Source organism: Lactobacillus sp. ESL0791 (genome assembly GCF_029433255.1).
GTDB lineage: Bacteria > Bacillota > Bacilli > Lactobacillales > Lactobacillaceae > Lactobacillus.
In genome coordinates, this window is record NZ_JAQTHU010000001.1 from 1282996 (window position 1) to 1302572 (window position 19577).

At 40.0% G+C, this 19577-nt stretch carries 23 protein-coding genes, 1 tRNA gene, 1 pseudogene and 1 other annotated feature; of the genes and pseudogenes, 8 read left to right on the forward strand and 17 right to left on the reverse strand.

Annotation, left to right across the window (positions count from 1 at the left end):
• Positions 1–6 precede the first annotated feature (6 nt).
• Positions 7–210 (forward strand): LysR family transcriptional regulator substrate-binding protein, encoded by a 204-nt coding sequence (locus PT285_RS06360; RefSeq protein WP_277148830.1) that lies wholly within the window; start codon positions 7–9, stop codon positions 208–210.
• Positions 211–418: 208 nt separating this feature from the next.
• Here PT285_RS06360 and dhaM read toward each other — a convergent pair whose 3' ends face one another.
• From dhaM to PT285_RS06390, 7 genes and pseudogenes are all read right to left on the reverse strand, one after another.
• Positions 419–790: a dihydroxyacetone kinase phosphoryl donor subunit DhaM gene (dhaM, locus tag PT285_RS06365; RefSeq protein ID WP_277148831.1), complete on the reverse strand. Its 372-nt coding sequence runs from the start codon at positions 788–790 to the stop codon at positions 419–421.
• Positions 787–1029: pseudogene (locus PT285_RS06370) on the reverse strand (DAK2 domain-containing protein); the annotation flags it as partial. The gene dhaM and the pseudogene PT285_RS06370, both read right to left, overlap by 4 nt.
• A complete protein-coding gene (locus PT285_RS11445) occupies positions 951–1115 on the reverse strand; it encodes a hypothetical protein (RefSeq protein WP_374211466.1) in 165 nt (54 codons plus the stop codon). The gene PT285_RS11445 and the pseudogene PT285_RS06370, both read right to left, overlap by 79 nt.
• A 17-nt stretch (positions 1116–1132) precedes the next feature.
• Entirely contained in the window at positions 1133–2128 is a 996-nt protein-coding gene (gene dhaK / locus PT285_RS06375; RefSeq protein ID WP_277148833.1) for a dihydroxyacetone kinase subunit DhaK, read from the reverse strand.
• A gap of 70 nt (positions 2129–2198) precedes the next feature.
• Positions 2199–2681: a nitroreductase family protein gene (locus PT285_RS06380; protein WP_374211490.1), complete on the reverse strand. Its 483-nt coding sequence runs from the start codon at positions 2679–2681 to the stop codon at positions 2199–2201.
• Between the two features lie 133 nt (positions 2682–2814).
• Positions 2815–3030 carry a hypothetical protein gene (locus tag PT285_RS06385; protein ID WP_277148837.1) on the reverse strand — a complete coding sequence of 72 codons (216 nt, stop codon included), beginning with the start codon at positions 3028–3030 and terminating at the stop codon, positions 2815–2817.
• Positions 3031–3050: 20 nt separating this feature from the next.
• A complete protein-coding gene (locus PT285_RS06390; protein ID WP_277148839.1) occupies positions 3051–3881 on the reverse strand; it encodes an SLAP domain-containing protein in 831 nt (276 codons plus the stop codon).
• Positions 3882–4063: 182 nt separating this feature from the next.
• On the opposite strand from PT285_RS06390, the gene PT285_RS06395 reads away from it, so the two are divergent.
• Positions 4064–4912, forward strand: coding sequence for a glycosyltransferase family 8 protein (locus PT285_RS06395; protein ID WP_277148841.1), 849 nt, complete (start codon positions 4064–4066; stop codon positions 4910–4912).
• A 166-nt stretch (positions 4913–5078) separates the two neighbouring features.
• On the forward strand, positions 5079–5360 hold the full coding sequence (locus PT285_RS06400) for an HU family DNA-binding protein (RefSeq protein ID WP_277148843.1): 282 nt from the start codon (positions 5079–5081) through the stop codon (positions 5358–5360).
• Positions 5361–5431: 71 nt separating this feature from the next.
• Here PT285_RS06400 and PT285_RS06405 read toward each other — a convergent pair whose 3' ends face one another.
• From PT285_RS06405 to PT285_RS06425, 5 genes are all read right to left on the reverse strand, one after another.
• Positions 5432–6133, reverse strand: a complete 702-nt coding sequence (locus tag PT285_RS06405) for a methionine ABC transporter permease (RefSeq protein WP_277148845.1) — start codon at positions 6131–6133, stop codon at positions 5432–5434.
• Positions 6126–7187: a methionine ABC transporter ATP-binding protein gene (locus PT285_RS06410; RefSeq protein ID WP_277148847.1), complete on the reverse strand. Its 1062-nt coding sequence runs from the start codon at positions 7185–7187 to the stop codon at positions 6126–6128. The genes PT285_RS06405 and PT285_RS06410 overlap by 8 nt, the downstream gene beginning before the upstream one ends.
• Before the next feature lie 96 nt (positions 7188–7283).
• A complete protein-coding gene (locus PT285_RS06415; RefSeq protein WP_277148849.1) occupies positions 7284–8135 on the reverse strand; it encodes a MetQ/NlpA family ABC transporter substrate-binding protein in 852 nt (283 codons plus the stop codon).
• A 45-nt stretch (positions 8136–8180) separates the two neighbouring features.
• Positions 8181–8421: a binding site (T-box leader), on the reverse strand.
• Between the two features lie 57 nt (positions 8422–8478).
• Positions 8479–8670 (reverse strand): hypothetical protein, encoded by a 192-nt coding sequence (locus tag PT285_RS06420; protein WP_277148850.1) that lies wholly within the window; start codon positions 8668–8670, stop codon positions 8479–8481.
• Positions 8663–9184, reverse strand: coding sequence for a dihydrofolate reductase (locus PT285_RS06425; RefSeq protein ID WP_277148852.1), 522 nt, complete (start codon positions 9182–9184; stop codon positions 8663–8665). The genes PT285_RS06420 and PT285_RS06425 overlap by 8 nt, the downstream gene beginning before the upstream one ends.
• Positions 9185–9798: 614 nt before the next feature.
• Here PT285_RS06425 and PT285_RS06430 point away from each other — a divergent pair.
• Positions 9799–10089, forward strand: a complete 291-nt coding sequence (locus tag PT285_RS06430) for a TipAS antibiotic-recognition domain-containing protein (RefSeq protein ID WP_277148854.1) — start codon at positions 9799–9801, stop codon at positions 10087–10089.
• A gap of 216 nt (positions 10090–10305) precedes the next feature.
• On the opposite strand, the gene PT285_RS06435 is transcribed toward PT285_RS06430, so the two are convergent.
• From PT285_RS06435 to PT285_RS06450, 4 genes are all read right to left on the reverse strand, one after another.
• Positions 10306–10629: a type II toxin-antitoxin system HicB family antitoxin gene (locus PT285_RS06435; RefSeq protein WP_277148856.1), complete on the reverse strand. Its 324-nt coding sequence runs from the start codon at positions 10627–10629 to the stop codon at positions 10306–10308.
• A 236-nt stretch (positions 10630–10865) separates the two neighbouring features.
• A tRNA-Ser gene (locus tag PT285_RS06440) sits at positions 10866–10954 on the reverse strand.
• A gap of 41 nt (positions 10955–10995) precedes the next feature.
• Entirely contained in the window at positions 10996–11772 is a 777-nt protein-coding gene (locus PT285_RS06445) for a MerR family transcriptional regulator (RefSeq protein WP_277148858.1), read from the reverse strand.
• A gap of 151 nt (positions 11773–11923) precedes the next feature.
• Complete coding sequence (locus PT285_RS06450) at positions 11924–12331, reverse strand: GNAT family N-acetyltransferase (protein WP_277148860.1); 408 nt, start codon at positions 12329–12331, stop codon at positions 11924–11926.
• A 202-nt stretch (positions 12332–12533) separates the two neighbouring features.
• On the opposite strand from PT285_RS06450, the gene PT285_RS06455 reads away from it, so the two are divergent.
• On the forward strand, positions 12534–13109 hold the full coding sequence (locus PT285_RS06455) for a phosphatase PAP2 family protein (RefSeq protein ID WP_277150639.1): 576 nt from the start codon (positions 12534–12536) through the stop codon (positions 13107–13109).
• A gap of 82 nt (positions 13110–13191) precedes the next feature.
• Here the strand turns inward: PT285_RS06455 and PT285_RS06460 are convergent, their stop codons facing one another.
• Positions 13192–14025 carry a DegV family protein gene (locus tag PT285_RS06460; RefSeq protein WP_277148862.1) on the reverse strand — a complete coding sequence of 278 codons (834 nt, stop codon included), beginning with the start codon at positions 14023–14025 and terminating at the stop codon, positions 13192–13194.
• A gap of 230 nt (positions 14026–14255) precedes the next feature.
• Here PT285_RS06460 and eno point away from each other — a divergent pair, with 230 nt between their 5' ends.
• The 3 genes from eno (at position 14256) to PT285_RS06475 (ending at position 19537) form a co-directional block, all read left to right on the forward strand.
• Positions 14256–15542, forward strand: coding sequence for a phosphopyruvate hydratase (gene eno, locus PT285_RS06465; RefSeq protein ID WP_277148864.1), 1287 nt, complete (start codon positions 14256–14258; stop codon positions 15540–15542).
• 152 nt (positions 15543–15694) lie between these two features.
• Positions 15695–17980 carry an HAD-IC family P-type ATPase gene (locus PT285_RS06470; RefSeq protein WP_277148866.1) on the forward strand — a complete coding sequence of 762 codons (2286 nt, stop codon included), beginning with the start codon at positions 15695–15697 and terminating at the stop codon, positions 17978–17980.
• 189 nt (positions 17981–18169) lie between these two features.
• On the forward strand, positions 18170–19537 hold the full coding sequence (locus tag PT285_RS06475; protein WP_277148868.1) for a PTS transporter subunit EIIC: 1368 nt from the start codon (positions 18170–18172) through the stop codon (positions 19535–19537).
• Positions 19538–19577: the final 40 nt, after the last annotated feature.

Below are 19577 nucleotides of genomic sequence, written 5' to 3' on the forward strand. Positions count from 1 at the left end.
AAAAATTTGACTCAAGTCACTGCCAGCAACTTACGCAACCGCGGCTTTATTGTTCGCAATAAGGGCTACTTAACCCGTGAATTTCTCGATCAAGAAGCTAAATTTGGTAATTTCACGCCCAAAATCATTTACACGGTTCCGACAATGAAATTGATGATCGATTTGGTAAGAAGAAATGTTGGCATTGCCTTAGCAAGAAAAGTAGTTTAAGGGGGATCAATGACGTTCATATTATTCATCTGCCACCGGAACAGAAACTGTGGGTCTACATGCAAATTGTCATGCGGAAGAGTTTTGTTCCTAAACAAGTATCAGCGAAAGGGAATCAATATTTTACACCATTTTCAACCATAAAAAAGAGGCTCCAGATTATTTACAATAATCTAGAGTCTCTTCCATATTTTTACTAAAAAATCCATTACTGCTTAATTAGCAGCGGTTTTAACTGGGCCTCAATTTCTGCTAAGCCAACGCCTGCTTGAATGAGCGAAGCAGCGGTATACGCACCTTCAATAAAGGCGGCATCATAAAGATGAACTTTTTTATCAGACATTTCACTAGCCATTTCCAAATTCATTTTTGCGCTGCCTAAGTCATAAAAAGCCAATATTTCATCCGCTTCGTTTTCCGCAAACGCAGTCATAATCTTTTCCATACTGGTACCAATATCATTATCGTTAGTGCCACTGGCAGTTGTGATTGAAACGTCTTTTGCTACCTGACTAAGAAGCCTGTTTAGGCCATCGGCAACTTCTGAGACGTGTGAAACCAGCGTAATTCCTAAACTCATAATAAGCCCTCAGTTTCCAGCAATGCTTCAAATAAATAGCCACTTGATTGGGACCCTGGATCAATGTGCCCTTTTGACCGCTCACCTAAATAAGATGCCCGCCCTTTTCTGGCCACAAGTTCCTTTGTCGCTGCAACAGCCTGCTTAATTCTCTCTTCGGTTAAAGTTTGCTCTTTAATTTCGGGCAGCAATGCGGTCCAAACATCAACCATGGTTTTATCTCCCGGCTTGGCGTGTCCAAGTCGCTAAGATACTGCTTATTAGCACTAACCTTATCCGCAAACTTATTCATCCAAGTTGTCAAAGTGTCAACTGTTAATGTCATTTATTCTCCCTCACAAACTACCATGCAATCGTTTCAACCGGCTGGTTTAAATAATCCAACCATGCTTCATCTTTAATTTCTAACATCGTTAGCGATATCCCGGCCATATCAATCGAAGTCATGTAATTGCCCACCTTCATGAATGCCGGTGTAATTGAAAATTCTGCCAATTTATTTAATAAGTCATTGCTAAAAACATATTGTTCCATCAATGGAGTTGCGCCCATTCCGTTAACCAAAACCGCATATTTTTTACTGCCGGTCAAGTGCAATTCGCTGTTAAGTTTTGCGACCAGCTCTTGGACCAGTTCCTTTGCCGGCTTTATCTTTTCCCGGCGGTAACCCGGTTCTGAATGGATACCCACTCCGTATTCAATTTCATCTTCCGGCAAAACAAAGCCCGGGTTGCCTGTTTCCGGATTGGTTGCTGCGGATAAAGCAAGGCCGATTGTTTTAATGTTCGGCAAAACTGCCTTCGCCAAGACAGCAATTTCATCTAAACTGGCCCCGTTCTGCGCTGCCGCTCCTAAAATCTTATGCATCAAAATTGTGCCGGCAACCCCGCGCCGGCCCTGCGTAAATGTACTATTTTCAACGGCAATGTCATCGTCAACCACAATTGATTCGACTTTGATGTTATCCATTTCTGCCATATCCTTTGCCATATCAAAGTTCATCACGTCACCGGAATAATTTTTAACAACCATAAATACTCCTTGGCCCTGATTGACGGCCTTAATCGCCGCATAAATCTGGTCCGGTGTCGGTGAGGTAAAAACCTGACCACAAACAGCCGCACTTAGCATCCCCTTGCCGACAAAACCTGCGTGTGCTGGCTCATGACCAGAACCGCCGCCGCTGACAATTCCGACCTTGCCTTTCATTGATTCCTTATCAGAACGTATTACCACTTCAGTTCCCGCAATTTTTTCAACATATTGCGGATAAGATCTGACCATGCCGTCAATCATTTCTGAAACGACATTTGCTGGATCATTAATAATTTTTTTCATCGTTACTGTTTCCTTCCATAAAATTATAAATAAAGGGTACCACCTAACCCAGCAGTACCCTAAAAATATTTTATTTCTTTACAATTACTTTATAACGATTGCTACGGTCTTCTTTTGGTGCTTCGGCTGCGTGGCCCACAGCGACCAGCACCTTGATCTCATAACCCGGATCAACCTCTAGTTCTTCCTGCAGATCAACGGCAGCATTTAATTTACTGGCGGCTCCCATTAAGTACACCGATCCTAAATTCAAGCCGGCAGCTTCAACCATCAGATTTTCTGCTGCCACGGAAGCATCCCGCTCAGCAAATTCGTTGTCCTTTTTGGTGTTAATTACAAACAAAAGTGGTGCGCCATAGCAGGCATTAGAAGTTGCCTTGGCAATTTTTTGCAGCAGTGCTTCATTTGCCACCGCTGTCATTTGCATTACATCTGCCTCATGCATGCCGCACGGAGCGGCCTGAAAAGCAGCAATTAATTTTTCAATGTCAGCCGAAGCAACTTTTTCACTAGTATACTTCCGAACTGCAACTCTTTTTAAAATTGGATCCATCATTTGTGCCTTCTTTATTAAAATAATTTAGTACTAACAACTTTCCCCTTATATCTTAACCCAATTTTGCCTTACGTGCCTATTAAAAAATAAAAAGCGGCAGAATTAATTTCCACCGCTCGCATATCAAAAATCATTTTAAAACTTTAGCACTTTTAGGATCAAGTGCTTCCCACTCAACATATTGATTTTTACCAATTTTAACCAAATTCATGTCGTCTACTCTTGTCGTACCGATCGCACGAATAAGCGCACCATTCCTGAAGGGATAAGTGCCGACTTTTTTCCCATTAACATTATAAATGGGCGTGCTGCCTTTTAACGCATAAGTTACACTTTTTCTTCTCATACATTACCACCTCTAAAAAATTATTGACTTACAATCTTGCCGCTCTTGTTGTTAAGATCCGACCATTTGATATACATATTGCTGTCAAGCACCTTAACGTATTTCTGACCCTTAATTTTTTTAGTTGCTCTAACCGTTATTCGTTTAGCTTTGCTCTTTTTGTAATAATAACCGGTTAGTTTACCCTTTTTGTTATACACCTTCGCATTCCGCTTTAATTTATAACTTACTAGTTTAATCTTTTTTAAATTGGCAGCTTTGACATACTTATTTTTGTCAATTTGAACATAACTCTTGCCCTTAAAGTTTTTAACACTGCTAACCTGAACAACTTGCTTCTTTTTCAAGATTTTATTCTTGAGTTTCTTACCCTTAGAGTCATATATTTGGGAGTTTTTCTTAGCTTGAACAACTTTGCCCATAATAGATAAAGCATGGCTCGAAATCTTGGACTCCTTACTTGGCTTCTTTGCTGGTTTATTGGTAGTAGGCTTATTGGTTGAATCATTCGGGTTTGTCGGCTTGTTAGTCCCATTCCCGCCATTAGTTCCGGTATCTGTTCCCGTTGCACCGTTAGATGTATCTGCAGGCTTATTAGCATCTGACGTCGTCGGTGTTGTTGTACCAGATGTATCCGCTGGTTTATTAGCATCCGGCTTTGTTGTCGCACCCGACGTATCTGCGGGCTTATTAGCATCCGAAGCAGGTGTCGTCGAATTAGAAGTACTTGTCGTATCAGCTGTTTGTGTTTTATCCGCAGCAGGCGTGGAATCGGCCAGAACGTTGGTCGTTGCAAAACCTGCAGAAAGTGCAACTGTGCCTAGCAATCCAAGTAAAACTTTTTTATTCATAAAATTAATACCTCACTATCAAATTAATAAAAATATTAAGTAGTTATATTTTACTACTAATAACAAACAATTGCTTGTAAATTTACTTAACAATCTTGTAATAACTGAAATTTTTTCAAAATGGTAATTTGCACGTTCCTTGTTTTATAATAGATCTAAATAAATATTTCAAGAGGATAATAATGCAAAATAACGAAAACGAATTAATCGAAATCCTGGTAACGATCGACCAAAACTACATTAAGCCGCTGGAAGTGATGTTATATTCGATCAAGCTTAATAACATGTATGGTAAATTCAGAATTTGGGTAATCTACGAAAATATCAGTAGCGAAGCACTTTTTAGACTGAAGCGTTTTGCTAAAAAACTAAATTTTCAACTGAACGCTCTAGCAATGAATAACGACTTCGCATTTCCCGAGTCACTGCTGAATTTGCATGATTATCCCGAAGAAATGTACTTTAGACTGCTTTCCGGTAATATTTTACCGCGTTTCCTCCATAAAGTTATCTACCTTGATCCCGATATTCTTGTCATCAACTCCCTACTGCCGTTGTGGCAGCTTGATTTACAAAATGCCATGTTCGCCGCTGCCGCACATAAGGGGCTAACCGATATCGTCAGCTCCATTAATAATCTTAGACTGGGGACAGACACGAGTTATTTCAATTCCGGCATCATGGTGCTTAACTTGGATAAAATGCGACAAAAAATAAAGGTGCAGGACATCGTTGACGCTATTAACGAAAACCATGACACCCTAATTCTGCCAGACCAGGATATTCTAAACTACCTTTACAGTAAATATATCTTGCAGATTCCAGAAATAAAATGGAACTACGATTCACGCTCCTATTCGGTCTACCTGGCTAAGAGCAGCGGTAAACATAACTTAGAATGGGTCATGAAAAACACCGCCATTATTCACTTTTGCGGCAAACCTAAGCCATGGCAGACCAAAAGCAGCAACCGCTTCAAAGTTCTCTATTTGAACTACCAGCAGCTTACTAACAAGCTGCTGCAAAAATAAATTACACGAATATTTGCTAAAACCGGTGGTTTTCTGTTGAAGGAAAATTCAACTATGTTAAAATAAGAAAAGTCAGTGAGGATAAGCAAATTCCCGGTGTAAAAATAACACAAAGGTATTTATCTAAATCTGTTTTTAAAAATTTTTATAGGAGAGAGAAGAAATTATGGCTTCAATTAATAAATCTGAACTTACAAAAGATGTTGCTGCAAAGACTGGCCTCAAGCAAAAGGATGCAGAGGCTGCTATTGACGCTTTTGTTGACACCATCAAAGATGATTTAGCTAAGGGCAACAAAGTACAAATCATTGGCTTTGGTTCATTTGAAGTACGCAAGCGTGCAGAAAGAAAGGGACGTAACCCACAAACTGGTAAGTCCTTGACAATTCCTGCTACGCAAGTACCAGCATTTAAACCTGGTAAAGCTTTGAAGGACGCTGTTAAGTAATAAAAAAACTTACACAAAATAAAAAACAACAAGTAATTATTTTACTTGCTGTTTTTGTTTGCCCAAATATTTTAGCGGCCTTGATGATTAAGCTTTTTGGCAAAAAAGTCGCCCACAATCTGCACAATGAAAATTAAGATGATCACCAGCACGGTCGCTACCAGTGTCACATCATTGGCAAAACGGTTATAACCATAAGAAATCGCAGTATTGCCAAGGCCGCCGGCACTGATTACACCAGCCATTGCGGTCAAACCAATTAGACTGATGATCGTAACTGTTGATACCCTGACAATTTCCGAACGAGCTTCGCTCAGATAAACATTGAAAATGATATCCCAAGTTGTTGCGCCAACACTTTGTGCCGCCTCAATTTTTCCCGGATTGACACTTTCAAGCGCCACCTGCACCTGCCGCGCGTAAAATGGGAAAACACCCAGCGTAAGAGGCACCAGCGCCGCCTTCGTGCCAATCTGTGTGTGCATAATAGCTTGCGTTAAAGGTGCAATGAAGGCCAGCAGGATGACGAAGGGAATCGCCCGAAAAATAGAAACCAGTTTATCACAAAAATTAAACCAGAACTTATTTTCCTTAATCCCGCCTTCTTTTGTCAGAACAAGGATGACGCCGAAAATAATTCCCAGAATACCACCAAAAATTGCCGACCAAAAGGTCATGTACAGCGTCTGTCCGATGCTGGTTCCCCAGCCGGTATCACCGCTCCAGCCCAAATCAACAACGTTAGGAAAAGCTTTACTAAACCAACTACTCATACGGATTCCCCTTTTCATCTAACCGCGACACAGAAACACCCTGCTTGTTTAAAAACTCCAGCATCTTTGCCTGCTTTTCACTGCTGCCCTGAACCTGAACAACAAGGGTGCCAATCGCCTCATCGTTAAGAAGCTCAACATTGCCGTACAACATGCTGGCTTCAATCCCCAGTTGGCGGTAAAGATCAATAATGACCGATTTGGTAACATTCGTCACGCTGTAAACCAGCTGGTAGATTGCTTCATTTTCACTGAGTTTATCTAAATCAAGTGAGTTCACGGTTTCAACTGCAGCAATCGAACCGCCGACAAACTGCTTGGTCAGCTCCTTCTGCGGGTGCAAAATTACCTGCCGCAGCGTTCCGCGTTCGACAATCTCGCCGTGTTCCATGACCGCCACCTTGTCACAAATCTTCTTGATGGCATCCATTTCGTGAGTAATCAGAACAATTGTCAAGCCTAATTCACGGTTGAGTTTTTTCAACAAGGTCAAAATTTGCTGGGTATTCTGCGGATCAAGCGCACTGGTAGCTTCATCCGACAGCAAAATATCCGGTTTATTGGCAAGCGCCCGGGCAATCGCCACCCGCTGCTGCTGACCGCCTGATAATTCGACGGGATAAAAATTAGCCTTATCCTTCAAGCCAACAAGGTCAAGCAGCTTAAGTGCTTCCTGTGTAATCTCCTTGTCCTTCAGTCCAGAATGTTTCAGCGCAAAAGTGACATTACCCAGCACACTTGTTTCATTAAGCAAGTTGAAGTTTTGAAAAATCATACCAATTTTCCGCCGCTCCAGCTGCAGTTTTTTCTTGGGGATCACCTGCTTGCCGTCTTTAACAAAGGCAACGTCATTGACCGTGATCGTCCCCGCGGTTGGCATCTGCAGCAAATTAATCGTTCTCACCAAGGTTGATTTGCCAGCACCAGAAAAGCCCACAATGCCATAAATTTCTCCTTTGTTAATTTGCAGTGAAACATCATGTACTGCTTGAACGGTCTGACCCTTCTTTTGCGGAAAGTCGACATTGACATGACTTAGATCGATAATGCTCATTACTCACCCTTCTTCGTAATCATTGTTTGTCCAGCCACAAAGTCATGGCTGAACACGCTGTGATTTTTTTCTAGATTATTTTATCCAAAAATGACATTATTTAAGTTTAACATCCCAAGCTGCTTCCTGCTTTGTACCATAGAATTTCTTATATAATTTCTTGGTTTCGGCAGTTTGATAGGACTTAACAATTGCCTGGTAGTCTTTGTTGTTTTCTTGGCCCTTCTTGACACAGATAATGTTAATCCACTGTTCGGAATCCTTATTAATCGGCTCAACGTAGATTGTCTGCTTGTCGCCTAGGCCTGCAGGACCAGAAAAGTCATTGTTAACTACAGCTGCATCAACCGAATTAATTACCCGGCCGCATTGTTCGGTATTAACTTCCTTGAGCTTTAAATGCCGCGGATTCTTCACAATATCTGCAACAATGGCCAATTTTTTACCAGGTTTTAATGTAATCAGACCCGCATTCTTTAAAACCAGCAAAGCCCGTGATTCATTGGTGGGATCATTCGGGATCGCAATCGTTCCTCCCTTAGGCAGTTCACTCAGCTTATGGTATTTAGTTGAATACAGCCTGATCGGTGCAATATATGTCTTGCCGATCGCAACGACACCGCCGTGATTGGCCTTGTTCCAATCCTGCAAAAATGCCGAGTGCTGAAAGGCATTGACATCAATATCGCCTGACTTCAAAGCCTTATTCGGCTGGTTGTAATCAGTAAAATTTCTAATTTTTACATTGACACCGTACTTTTTCTTAGCTGTTTCTGCTACATGCTTCCAAATTGTTGCCTCCGGCTTACTTTCGCCAACGACCCCGACGGTGACCGTCCGTTCCTTTTGGTTATGACCAAGCCCGGGGCCAAAACCGAACCAGGCCGCAATTACGACAACAGCGGCAATTACCACGCCAATAATAATATTTCTTGTTTTTTTATTCATTGTGAAATCTCCTAACTTTTCCATAAAAAAAGCACTCATCCTAATAAAAAGGACGAGTGCCGTGTTACCACCTTTAATTCGTTCATTACTCACGCAATAAACCTTAGCGGCTATCAAAATTAATAGCCTGCACCAAATAACGGATGCAACCCCGTTGCTAGCTGAATATCACTAACAATCATCATTTCAAGCCCATGTTCATCATCTTTTGCCTGCCGACTTTCACCACTTGCCAGCTCTCTTTAACGGCAAAATAAATGACTACTCTGCTTTTCAAGATGTTTTGCTTTAATTACAGGTTAATTTATCATTAAGCATTATCTTTGTCAATAAGAATTTCCAATTAATTTTTGCGTTGCTGCTTAAACTCATTAATAAGTGACATGTGATGCCGCCCCAATTCAAAAGTTACGATTGCCATGCCAATCACCTGCCACCAAAAAACGTGTTTGTAGCTTTCAGCCAGAAAAACACTGACAACCAACACGGTCGCGGCAATTAGAAAAACAATTCCTGAATAGATTATCTTACGCATGATTTGCGCCTGCCTTTCTTGTATAAGTTAAAAAAGTATAGGGATATTTGTTTTTTCCGTCTGGTTGGTGGGGATCATTTTTGATCAAGTCAAACTGCGAATAATCAATTTCCGGCATAACTGTATCACCGGAAAATTCGGCGTCAATTATTGTCTGCTCCAAGCGGTCAGCGCGCCCCAAGAGTGCCTGAAAAACTTCTGCACCACCGATCACGCATAATTCTTCATCTTGATGGTAAAGAAGCCAGTCGTCTAATTCGTTAAGCGACATCAAAATAATTACTTGGTCATTTTGCGCATATTTTTGCATCAGTGCGCGATCGCGTGTCAAGACAATGTGCTTGCGTCCGGGTAAGGGCTTAGGAAAACTTGCAAAAGTCTTCCGCCCCATAATCATCGGGTGGCCCATTGTCAAATCTTTAAAGTGCTGCATGTCCGCGGGTAAATTCCACGGCAAATGACCATTCAGACCAATTTGGTGCTTGCGGTCTTCCGCCCACACAAAAGTCAACATGTGCAATCACTCCCTCTTATTCAATTAGCCAGCTGCCAGCGTCATAGCTGAGCCGCTATCCTGCTAATCAAACCAACGTGAAAACTACGGCGGCTTCACTGCCACACTCATTTCACGTTTGTCTTTTTCTATTATTAGCTTAGCACAATATGTGTATTTTTTATAGTTATAACTACTATATTTTGTGGTCTAGACAAAAATAAAAGAGTGTAACAATTATCAGCACACTCTCTTTCTTAGAAATTAAAAAATTACTTTTCATCGTGACAATGACATTCACCATCTGCACCTTCGCAATGACAAGCATCGCCACAGTGACAGCCTTTTTCTTCTGCTTTTGGCATAAATAAGCACCTCCTCATATTTTTATACTCAACGTTTACATTTGTCATTGATGCCAGTATAGCATAAATTATGAAGAACAGTTAAATTTATTTTTATTTTTTATAGATAATTTTTTAACAAGTGAGCCACATGAAAAATTTAGCATTTAATCTAATAACCAGTACGATCTAGCAATTATTGTGCTAAATTATAATTATTGCATTAACAATAATGGTATAAATTATCTTTTGATAATAAAATTCACGAATGAATATTAAAGAGGTTAAACTATGACAGAAACTAGATTTGATGAATTAAAGAAAACAGAAGCCGGTTTAGTAAACAATCTGCATCTTGTTCTGCAGAATCCAGAAAAAGAAGACGAGCTAAGTGACACGATTTTTGCTGAGCACCAAAATTGGCTGAAATTAATCATGCCCAACTATTCAACCAAAATTCATCAAGAATTGATTAAAAAGTACGATACCGATCCGCAGTACCAGTATTATTACGATGAAAAAGCTGGCAAGGGCGCAACCAAAATTTTAGTACGGATTGCAAAAAAATATTTGGGAAAGTAAAAGTTTTATTAACGAGAATGACAATATTAAATTTAACACTTATTAGGAATAAGTTTAGTGAGCATCATAGGTCATTTATTCGGCACATTCTTTCCAACAAAAAAGCATCCCTTAAAGATGCTTACAGATATGCATATTATCTTTACTATTTCGCTAACAGCTTATCTTCCAAAGCCTCAGTCAATGTCTTAGAAAAATTGATTTTCTTCTTCTTTCCTAATTCAACAAGATATTCAGGTACCGATACTGTTTACGAATAGTCTTTGCATTCAATTTGCGATACTTTGACATATTAACTGATGTAACAGTTTTGATAGCCTTGCTATCAGTTTTAATATCTTCTAATTTCGACGGCTTGGGGTACTCATCTTTACCAACTAATAACGCACCAATCGCATCGCTAGCCATATAAATAGCATCGGCCATATCATCGCCTTGAGTCCAAGTACCACCTTCAACATCAGGTATTTCTACACTATAGCCGCCCTCATTTTCTGGGTGAAGGATAATCGGGTAAGTTAAAAAGTCTTTATTTTTCATAATAGTCTTCCACAATTTGGTACAACAAAGTAGGAATTATTTTAATCCTGCTTGCTTCAGTTACATAAAATCATACGCATAGTTACACATAAAGTAAAGCGACTAGTTTACAATCTTTTATTTTCTAATTTGAGTCCGAAATATTCAGCATCATTTTACAATTTACAGATAAATAAAAAATTGCTACTGCTAATAATGCGTAACAATCTTTTCCAAAATTATTTGAATTTCACTTAAGGAGAGTACAGGATTTGAACCTGCGCGCCAAGGAAAACTTGGTTCGCCGGATTTCGAGTCCGGTGCATTACCACTCTGCCAACTCTCCGTAACGTATTTAATTATACGTTATAATAAAAAAATTTCAAATCAAATTTTTTCTTTTTCCAAATTCTCTTTGACAATTTTTACCAGCAGCCTAGTTGCACCATTACCAGCCTTTTCATCGTAATAATCCTGATAACGAGAATCATTCTCATAAGCTGTGATAATGCCAAGATGAATTTTGAGTGAATAATTGGGCATAATTATTCTCAGCCATTGTTGGTGCTCAGAAAAAATTTCATAACCTAACTCTGGTTCTTTTTCTGGATTTTTCAATACGCTTTGCAAGTGGTTGACTAACTGAGTTTCTATTTCTTTTAACTCATTAAATTTTGCTTCTGTCATTTTGCTAAGTTGTTCGTTGCTTTTTTCAATTACCTCAGCACCATATTTTTGGCGGCTTTCTCTACCGTATAATTTTTCATTGTTTGCAACTGCCTTCTTTAAGCTGGCAAATTTCTTTGTATCATCCATTTTTTCTTCACCTTTACGCATTTTAATGGTTTGTTTAACATTAGTAATTAAATCTTCAAGATTACTTTTCTGCTTAGTTAGAAGTTTCAGTTGTAATGCAAGCGCATGATCAAGATCAAACGTCGGTTCAGTCAAAATTTTTTTGATTGTCTTCAGCTTGAATCCCATCTCTTTAAAAATCATAATTTGCTGAATAGCATCCAAATCATCTTCGGAATAAAGACGGTAATTCGATTCTGGCTGCCGCACCGGATGCAGCAAGCCTAATTTGTCATAATACCGAAGCGTGCACACTGTTAACCCAGTCAAATCTTGTACTTTTTTGCTTGAATAACTTTTCTTTGACAATTTCACTACCTCCCGATTAATAACTATATCGTCTGACACGGGGTAAGGATCAAGCTTTTTTTGGAAAAATAGCAAATTTTATTGCAGGCTAAATGCACGTCAGCTTACAAAAAGACAGTTTTCACTTACGAAAACTGTCTTTTTAAATTATCTAATATTCTCTATAAAATCCCACAACGCCTAAATGATCAGTTGCGGTAAATCCTTGTTTTTCATAAAATACTCGTGTCTTAACAGTATTATCTGTCAGAAGCATCTTCTGTCTTACATCTTTGTATTTTGTCAAAATCCGCTGCATCAATTCACTGCCAATGCCTTGATTTTGATATTCCGGTCTAACCAAAATATCCTGAATATACAAGATGGTCTGTGCATCACCAACAGTCCGAATTAACCCAACCAATCTATTATCAGACCAGGCCGTGATAACATTTAGTGAATTTAGCAAGGCAATCTGCAGCCTTTCAACATTAGAAGTGTATTCGCTCCAATGGACAGAACGATATAATGATATCAGTTCTTGCTTACTTATTTGTTTTTGCTCTTTATATTCGATCATTAATTTTTCCTTTTCAAAAAATAAAATTTCTAACGGTAAAGAGCACTTTTCCTTTTATCCATATGATCACCTCACACCCATTCAATTATAGCAAAATTCCTTAAGTTTTAGCCAAACCACTTAGTAAACAATCATGTGAGACACGCTTTGCTGGTAAAATTAATGGTGAAACAATACTTCGGGTAGTGAATGAAAATTGAAAATCAGTAATTGGATAGCGGCTATTTCTGCAATTATCTTGCTGCTGCTTATCATTAACATTAGAAAGTCACGCCGCTTCAATCTGTTTGACACATGGCTTCACCAAAAATTAGTCCGCGATCATGACGGCTTCAGCTGGCAAATCATCGCCTTTTTAAACGATCCTAAATTAATGGTCATTTGGGCTGTTCTGCTCTCATCATTCTTAATTAATGAAGAAAAAAATGTCGCTGCACTGTGGGTGCTAGCAACACTTGGCTTTACGGATTTAAGCGGGATTTTATTAAAAAAATTGATGCATCGTGAACGTCCTTCCGAGCATTCTGACCTTGAAAATGGCTATAGCTTTCCCAGCGGCCATGTCTTAGGCTCAACCACCATGTCGTTGATTCTTGCAGAACTCTTTGGCAATCGCTTAGGAAATGGCTTTATTATCTTTCTTACCATCATCTGGCTGATGGTAATTATCTCACGGTTAAGATTAAGGGCCCACTACCCCTCAGATATTCTCGGTGCGACCAGTTTAGCAATTTTTTGCTTTAGTATTTCACAGCAAATTTTTCTTGCGTTTTTTTAAACTTTAGAAAGCACTATATCAAAAAAATAGGATCGACGAAGAAGTATAACCTTCTGCGGTCCTATTTTTTAGTTTCCTTTATTTAACCTTCAAATCCAACCATCAAACCGCCATTTTCAGCGTAAAAGGTGCACAGGCCGCGCATCTGTCTGATCGTGATCTGGGCATTCGGGAAAAGTGCACAGATTTTTTCTTTCAGTGTCTGTGCATCCTTGGCATTATTGCAGTGGTCAATAATTACCTCGCCGCCATGATATTTCATTTCCTTCATCCGGTTAATAACATCTTTTAGCGCGCGTTTCATCCCCCGCACCTTAGCAACTGGCTCAAGTTTGCCCTCTGTACTTGCCGTTCCTACCACGTCAATCTTAAGCATCTGGGCAACCTTAGCAACAGCAGGTGACACACGACCGTTTAACGACAAATTATGCAGTGACTGAAAAATCGCCAACAAATGCGTATGCATCCGATACTCCGCAATTTTTTGCTCCAAATCCACAAAGCGGATTTTTGTTTTGATCAGTTGTTTAATTTTTGACAAAATGACCGACAATTCAGGACCAGCGGAACGCGAATCAACCACAATCACCTTGCTTTCGGGATGGTCCTTTTCATAAATCTTTTTTGCCTGAAAAGCTGAAGAAAAGCTGCCGCTCAGTCCGCTCGTAACCGTCACAATGATTGCCCGCTTAGTGCCCTCCAGCGCCTTAAGCCAGGCATCAATGCTTGGACAGGACGTGCGGCCTGCTTCACTATTTTGGGCCATTTTAGCAATAAAATCCTGAATATCAAGCTTTTCATCATCAACAAAATCTTGCCCGTTAATTGTCAATGTCAACGGTACAACCGTGACGTTATTTTCTTTACTTGTTTGATCATTGGAACTCGAATCCACAATCAATTTAATTTCTTCCATTTACTTTTACATCCTTTATAATCAAGTTAAAATTCAATTTATGATATATTATAAATATAGCATTTTTTCGATGGAAGCACCTTAATAATTTTTAAAGATATAAATCGCTTACAAATGTTTACACAATCACAAAGTTAAGCTAAAATTTGAGGTGTAGAAATAGGGCGAATGCTCTATACGATGTCGGAGCGTTAATCCGATTCGGCATCATTTTTTTAGGAGGTTTTTTGATGTTAAAATCAGTCATTGAAAATGTTCACGCACTTGAAATTTATGATTCACGTGGCAACCCAACTGTTGAGGCTTTTGTTACCTTGTCAAATGGGATTGTAGGTAAGGCTGAGGTTCCATCCGGTGCTTCAACTGGTGAAAATGAAGCCGTTGAGCTTCGTGACGGCGGCAGCCGTGTTGGCGGTAAGGGTGTGTCCAAGGCTGTCAACAATGTCAACACAAAGATTGCTAAGGCTTTGAAGGGTTTAGACCCACACAACCAAGCAAACATTGATCAAGTAATGATCGACTTGGATGGTACGCCAAACAAGGCTAAGCTTGGTGCTAACGCTATTTTAGGTGTATCCATGGCTACTGCTGCAGCTGCTGCTAAAGACAGCAACCAGCCGCTCTACCGTTATCTTGGCGGAACTGACCTTGAAATGCCACAAACTTTCCATAACGTTATTAACGGTGGTGAGCACGCTGACAACGGGATCGATGTTCAGGAATTTATGATCACTCCAGTTAAAAAGACTTCATTCCGTGATGGCTTTGAAAAGATCGTTAACACTTACCATACCTTGAAGAAGGTTTTGGAAGATATGGGTTACGAAACTGGCCTCGGTGACGAAGGTGGTTTTGCACCTAACATGAAGAGCTCAGAAGAGGCATTGAAGGCTTTGCAGGAAGCAATCGTTAAGGCTGGTTACAAACCGGGTGAAGACATCGCCATTGCTTGTGACTGTGCTGCTTCATACTTCTATGACAAGAAAGACCATAAATACCACTTCGAAGGTAAAGTTCTAAACGATGATGAATTGTCAGACTATTACGACAAGTTATTAAAGGAATTCCCAGAATTAATCTCAATCGAAGACCCATACGATGAAAATGATGTTGATGGCATGATTAAGTTCACCCAAAGCCATAAAGACAGAATTCAAATCGTTTTAGATGACTTCATTTGTACTAATCCGAAACTTTTGACTAAAGCGATCAAGGAAGGTGCTGGCAATGCTTCATTAATCAAACTGAACCAGATCGGTACGGTTACTGAAACTTTGGAAACAATCCGTCTTTCACGCAAGAATGGATACAACACCATGATTTCTCACCGTTCCGGTGAAACTGGTGACACCTTCATCGCTGACTTTGCCGTTGCTGTTAACGGTGGTCAATTGAAGACTGGTGCTCCTGCACGTTCAGAGCGTGTTGAAAAGTATAACCGCTTGCTTGAAATCGAAGAAGAAGTTGGCAAAGGTGAACGTCTTGCAACCTTCCCAGACAGTGTTGATAAAGACTAATTGAACATTAGTTTAATTTAAAAATAGACCGACCATTATTAATGTCGGTCTATTTTTTATACTTTTATAAAAGATTGCTAAAATTGTTTCCTGAAGCAGGCAACTGTGCTACTTTATGTGAAGTATTATTTATAATAAAAGAAGGAATATTTATGTCTGAAAAATTTCATGGCTTAAGTCAAGCTGAAGCAGATCAGCTGCTTAAGAAAAATGGGCTGAACGAAGTTCCTGAGCCCAAATACAATTTCTTTAAGGAATTTTTATCGAAATTATGGAATTTATCCGCGTGGATTCTGGAAGCCGCTCTCCTTCTGGAATGTATTTTAGGCAAGTGGATCCAGTCGCTGTTTGTTTTGGCGATGCTGTTATTTGCCGCCTGGAACGGGGCCTCTAAGAAAAAGCAATCACGCCGGGTGTTAGACAATATTTCACACAAGTTGACACCAACTGTTTCGGTCGAACGTGATGGAAAATGGACCAATTTAGATTCCAAGTACCTGGTTGTCGGCGACCTGATCAGTATCCAAGCCGGTGATGTACTGGCAGCCGATGTTAAATTAATTGACGGAGAAATTTCAACCGACGAAAGTTCAATTACCGGTGAAGCAAAAAACGTTGATAAACACGTTAATGATCAAGCCTATGCCGGTACGACCGTTGTTGAAGGTTCTGGACTGGCACTAGTTCAAGCCATCGGCTCCGATTCCCGCTCCGGAAAAACAATCAACTTGATTAATAACTCCGCTGCTCCTGGTCACTTGCAGCAATTATTGACAAAAATTATCTACTATCTTTGTTTACTTGATGGGATTTTGACCTTAATCATCGTCATTGCGATGTTCTTTAAAACCGGAAACTTTCACGTTTTTCTCAGTCAATTCATCAACACGCTGCCGTTTTTGGCAATGATGTTCATCGCTTCTATTCCAGTGGCGATGCCATCAACATTTGCCCTTTCCAACTCGTTTGAAGCTACCCGGCTAAGCAAAGAAGGCGTCTTAACCTCGGATTTAACCGGTATTCAAGACGCTGCGAACCTAAACTTGATTTTATTAGACAAAACCGGAACGATTACCGAAAATAAAACGGCCGTTGCCAGCTGGACGAATTTTACCAAGTTAGATGACCAAGAAGTGCTTCAACTTGCAAGCAGCGCCACAGACCAACGCAATGCCAAAATTATTGACACGGCGATTGATGAATATGTAGCAGAAAAGGGCTTAGCAGTTGAACAGCCAAGCAAGTTTGTTCCCTTTACTTCTGCTACCGGTTATTCGATGGCAGAAACCGCAGGACACAATGTCAAACTTGGTTCATTCAAGCAGTTGTCACTGATTGATAAAAACGCCAACGAATTGGTAAAAGAGATCGACTTCACGGCTGGACGGTCGGTTGCTCTGCTAATTGACGATCAGCTTGCCGGTGTTTTCATCTTGCAAGACAAGGTCAGAAATGATTCCAAAGCTGCTCTTGCCGAACTGAAAAAACGCGGTGTACGCCCAGTCATGCTGACCGGCGACAACCAAAAAACAGCTGCGGCTGTTGCCAAACAGGTTGACCTAACGGGCAACGTGATTTCAATTCATGATTTTAATGAAAACACCGATATCAAGAATTTGGCGGGAATCGCCGATGTTTTACCGGAAGATAAACTAAAAATGGTCAAATTCTTCCAAAAGAAGGGTTACATAGTCGGTATGACCGGCGATGGCGTCAACGACTCACCCGCTTTAAAGCAGGCTGAAGTCGGAATTGCCGTTTCGAATGCAGCAGACGTCGCTAAGCGTTCCGGTAAAATGGTTCTGCTGAACGATGGCCTAACTTCAATTGTAAAAATTTTGGATGCTGGCCACCGCGTTTATCAGCGAATGACCACTTGGTCCTTGACTAAACTGGCAAGAACTGCAGAATTAACAATGCTGCTGACATTTGGTTATCTTTGCTTTAACTATATTCCAATGGCATTAAACGCAATGGTCATTTACACGATCATGAACAATATGGTTACAATGATGATCGGAACTGACCGCACACACATTAGTTACAAGCCGGAAAATTGGAATATGGCTAAGCTGGCTAAAATAGCCTTCGCACTTGCTGCGGGTTGGACTATTTTTGGCATTGCATTTGTTTGGTACTTGAATGTTCATGGTTGGTCACACGGTGTAATTTCCACGATGGTTTACGTTTACTTAGTTTTAAGTTCAATGTTAATTTTGCTAATTACTAGAACCCAAAAATACTTTTGGCAGGACTATCCGTCTAAATTAGTCTGGCTAGTTCAAGCGGCTGATATTGCTCTAACGATCATTTTAGCTTTATTCGGAATCGCTATGACCAAGATTAACTGGATGGACCTGTTAATTACATTGATCGTTTCATTGGCAATTGCAATCGTGATTGACCTCTTCTATCAGCCAATCATGAAAAACAGGTAAAAAACATTTTCTAAACTATAAAATCATTACAAAGTACTGAATTTTCGGATTCAGTGCTTTTTTAGTGAAATTTAGTAAGGAAAAGCTAAATAAAATAAGTTATAATATTTTATTAAATAATTATTGCTTTTTTAATTAATGGTGTGATAAAAATATATGTAGACATATTTTAGAAAGAAGGACATAAATATGGATTACAAAACAGCAGCAAAAGAAATACTGCATGATGTGGGAGGAAGTAAAAATGTCAGCGGGCTGACCAACTGTGCTACCAGATTACGGTTTACACTGGTTGATGATAGCAAAATCGATTTAGCAAAAATAAAGCAAATTTCTGGCGTGATTGATGCAATCAAAAGTGGAGCGCAGTACCAAATTATCGTTGGTACAAACGTCGAGCACTTTAAAAAAGAGCTAGACAAGCTGCTTGCAGCAAAGCCGCAGACAACAAAAGAAAATAAGAAAAAGAGTGACGCAACGTGGGTTGACAGGCTTTTCGACGTGATTTCCGGGATTTTTACCCCAATCATTCCGATGTTGGTTGCTGCCGGAATGCTTAAAGCATTACTGGTATTGCTGAATTTTGCTAATATTTTGACAATCAAGTCACCAACCTACGTCTTTTTGAGTTTTGTTTCGGATGCCGGCTTTTATTTCTTACCGGTTTTCGTGGCAATTTCAACAGCCATGAAACTGAAAACTAACATGTTTATCGCAGGCATGGTTGGAGCCGCACTGATCCATCCCACCTTTACGGGGATGGTTGCCCAAAAGACGGCAATTTCATTGTTCGGCTTGTCTGTGCCGCTCGTTTCATACTCATCTAGCGTTATTCCGTCAATTTTAGCAGTTTGGTTTATGAGCTATGTTGAAAAATTTGCAGACAAGGTCTCGCCTAAGGCAGTGAAATTTTTGTTAAAACCGCTGCTGACAGTATTAATCGTTATCCCTCTGACATTTTTTATCTTTGGGCCAATTGGTTCTTACATCGGCAACTTCTTAGCCGCAATCTTTAATTTCTTAAACAGTCATATTCCTTGGCTTGTACCGACATTAATGGGTGGATTATTCCCGCTGCTTGTAATGACAGGGATGCATTGGAGTTTTGCTCCACTTGTCGTTCAATCATATGCAACGTATCATTATGAAGCAATAATGGGACCCGGCAGCTTTGTTTCAAACATTTGTCAAGGTGCGGCTTCATTAGCTGTTGCTCTCAAAAGCAAAGATTCAAAAATGAAACAAATTTCGTCATCCGCTGGAATTACTGCTTTGCTTGGAATTACCGAACCAGCTTTGTTTGGAGTCACTCTTAAAGTTAAAAATGTACTGTACTGTGTTATGACAGGCGGAGCAGTCGGAGGGCTTTATGCTGGCCTGCAGGGCGTTGTTCGCTACACACCTGGAACTCCTGGACTTGCCAGTTTCGCTGTTTTTATTGGGAAAAATCCAATGAACGTAGTTAATGCACTTATTTCCGTTGCAATCGGCTTCGTAGTTACCTTTATTCTAACCTGGATATTTGCTGACTTTGAAGCTTCTGCAACAACTAAATAAAAATCAAAGAGGACATCATCAATTTATGCCCTCTTTTTTT

Coding starts and splice junctions, on each gene's coding strand:
- dhaM (WP_277148831.1), bottom strand. CDS start 790: ATGAGTTTAGGAATTACGCTGGTTTCACACGTCTCAGAAGTTGCCGAT.
- PT285_RS11445 (WP_374211466.1), bottom strand. CDS start 1,115: ATGACATTAACAGTTGACACTTTGACAACTTGGATGAATAAGTTTGCG.
- dhaK (WP_277148833.1), bottom strand. CDS start 2,128: ATGAAAAAAATTATTAATGATCCAGCAAATGTCGTTTCAGAAATGATT.
- PT285_RS06380 (WP_374211490.1), bottom strand. CDS start 2,681: ATGGATCCAATTTTAAAAAGAGTTGCAGTTCGGAAGTATACTAGTGAA.
- PT285_RS06385 (WP_277148837.1), bottom strand. CDS start 3,030: ATGAGAAGAAAAAGTGTAACTTATGCGTTAAAAGGCAGCACGCCCATT.
- PT285_RS06390 (WP_277148839.1), bottom strand. CDS start 3,881: ATGAATAAAAAAGTTTTACTTGGATTGCTAGGCACAGTTGCACTTTCT.
- PT285_RS06395 (WP_277148841.1), top strand. CDS start 4,064: ATGCAAAATAACGAAAACGAATTAATCGAAATCCTGGTAACGATCGAC.
- PT285_RS06400 (WP_277148843.1), top strand. CDS start 5,079: ATGGCTTCAATTAATAAATCTGAACTTACAAAAGATGTTGCTGCAAAG.
- PT285_RS06405 (WP_277148845.1), bottom strand. CDS start 6,133: ATGAGTAGTTGGTTTAGTAAAGCTTTTCCTAACGTTGTTGATTTGGGC.
- PT285_RS06410 (WP_277148847.1), bottom strand. CDS start 7,187: ATGAGCATTATCGATCTAAGTCATGTCAATGTCGACTTTCCGCAAAAG.
- PT285_RS06415 (WP_277148849.1), bottom strand. CDS start 8,135: ATGAATAAAAAAACAAGAAATATTATTATTGGCGTGGTAATTGCCGCT.
- PT285_RS06420 (WP_277148850.1), bottom strand. CDS start 8,670: ATGCGTAAGATAATCTATTCAGGAATTGTTTTTCTAATTGCCGCGACC.
- PT285_RS06425 (WP_277148852.1), bottom strand. CDS start 9,184: ATGTTGACTTTTGTGTGGGCGGAAGACCGCAAGCACCAAATTGGTCTG.
- PT285_RS06430 (WP_277148854.1), top strand. CDS start 9,799: ATGACAGAAACTAGATTTGATGAATTAAAGAAAACAGAAGCCGGTTTA.
- PT285_RS06435 (WP_277148856.1), bottom strand. CDS start 10,629: ATGAAAAATAAAGACTTTTTAACTTACCCGATTATCCTTCACCCAGAA.
- PT285_RS06450 (WP_277148860.1), bottom strand. CDS start 12,331: ATGATCGAATATAAAGAGCAAAAACAAATAAGTAAGCAAGAACTGATA.
- PT285_RS06460 (WP_277148862.1), bottom strand. CDS start 14,025: ATGGAAGAAATTAAATTGATTGTGGATTCGAGTTCCAATGATCAAACA.
- eno (WP_277148864.1), top strand. CDS start 14,256: ATGTTAAAATCAGTCATTGAAAATGTTCACGCACTTGAAATTTATGAT.
- PT285_RS06470 (WP_277148866.1), top strand. CDS start 15,695: ATGTCTGAAAAATTTCATGGCTTAAGTCAAGCTGAAGCAGATCAGCTG.
- PT285_RS06475 (WP_277148868.1), top strand. CDS start 18,170: ATGGATTACAAAACAGCAGCAAAAGAAATACTGCATGATGTGGGAGGA.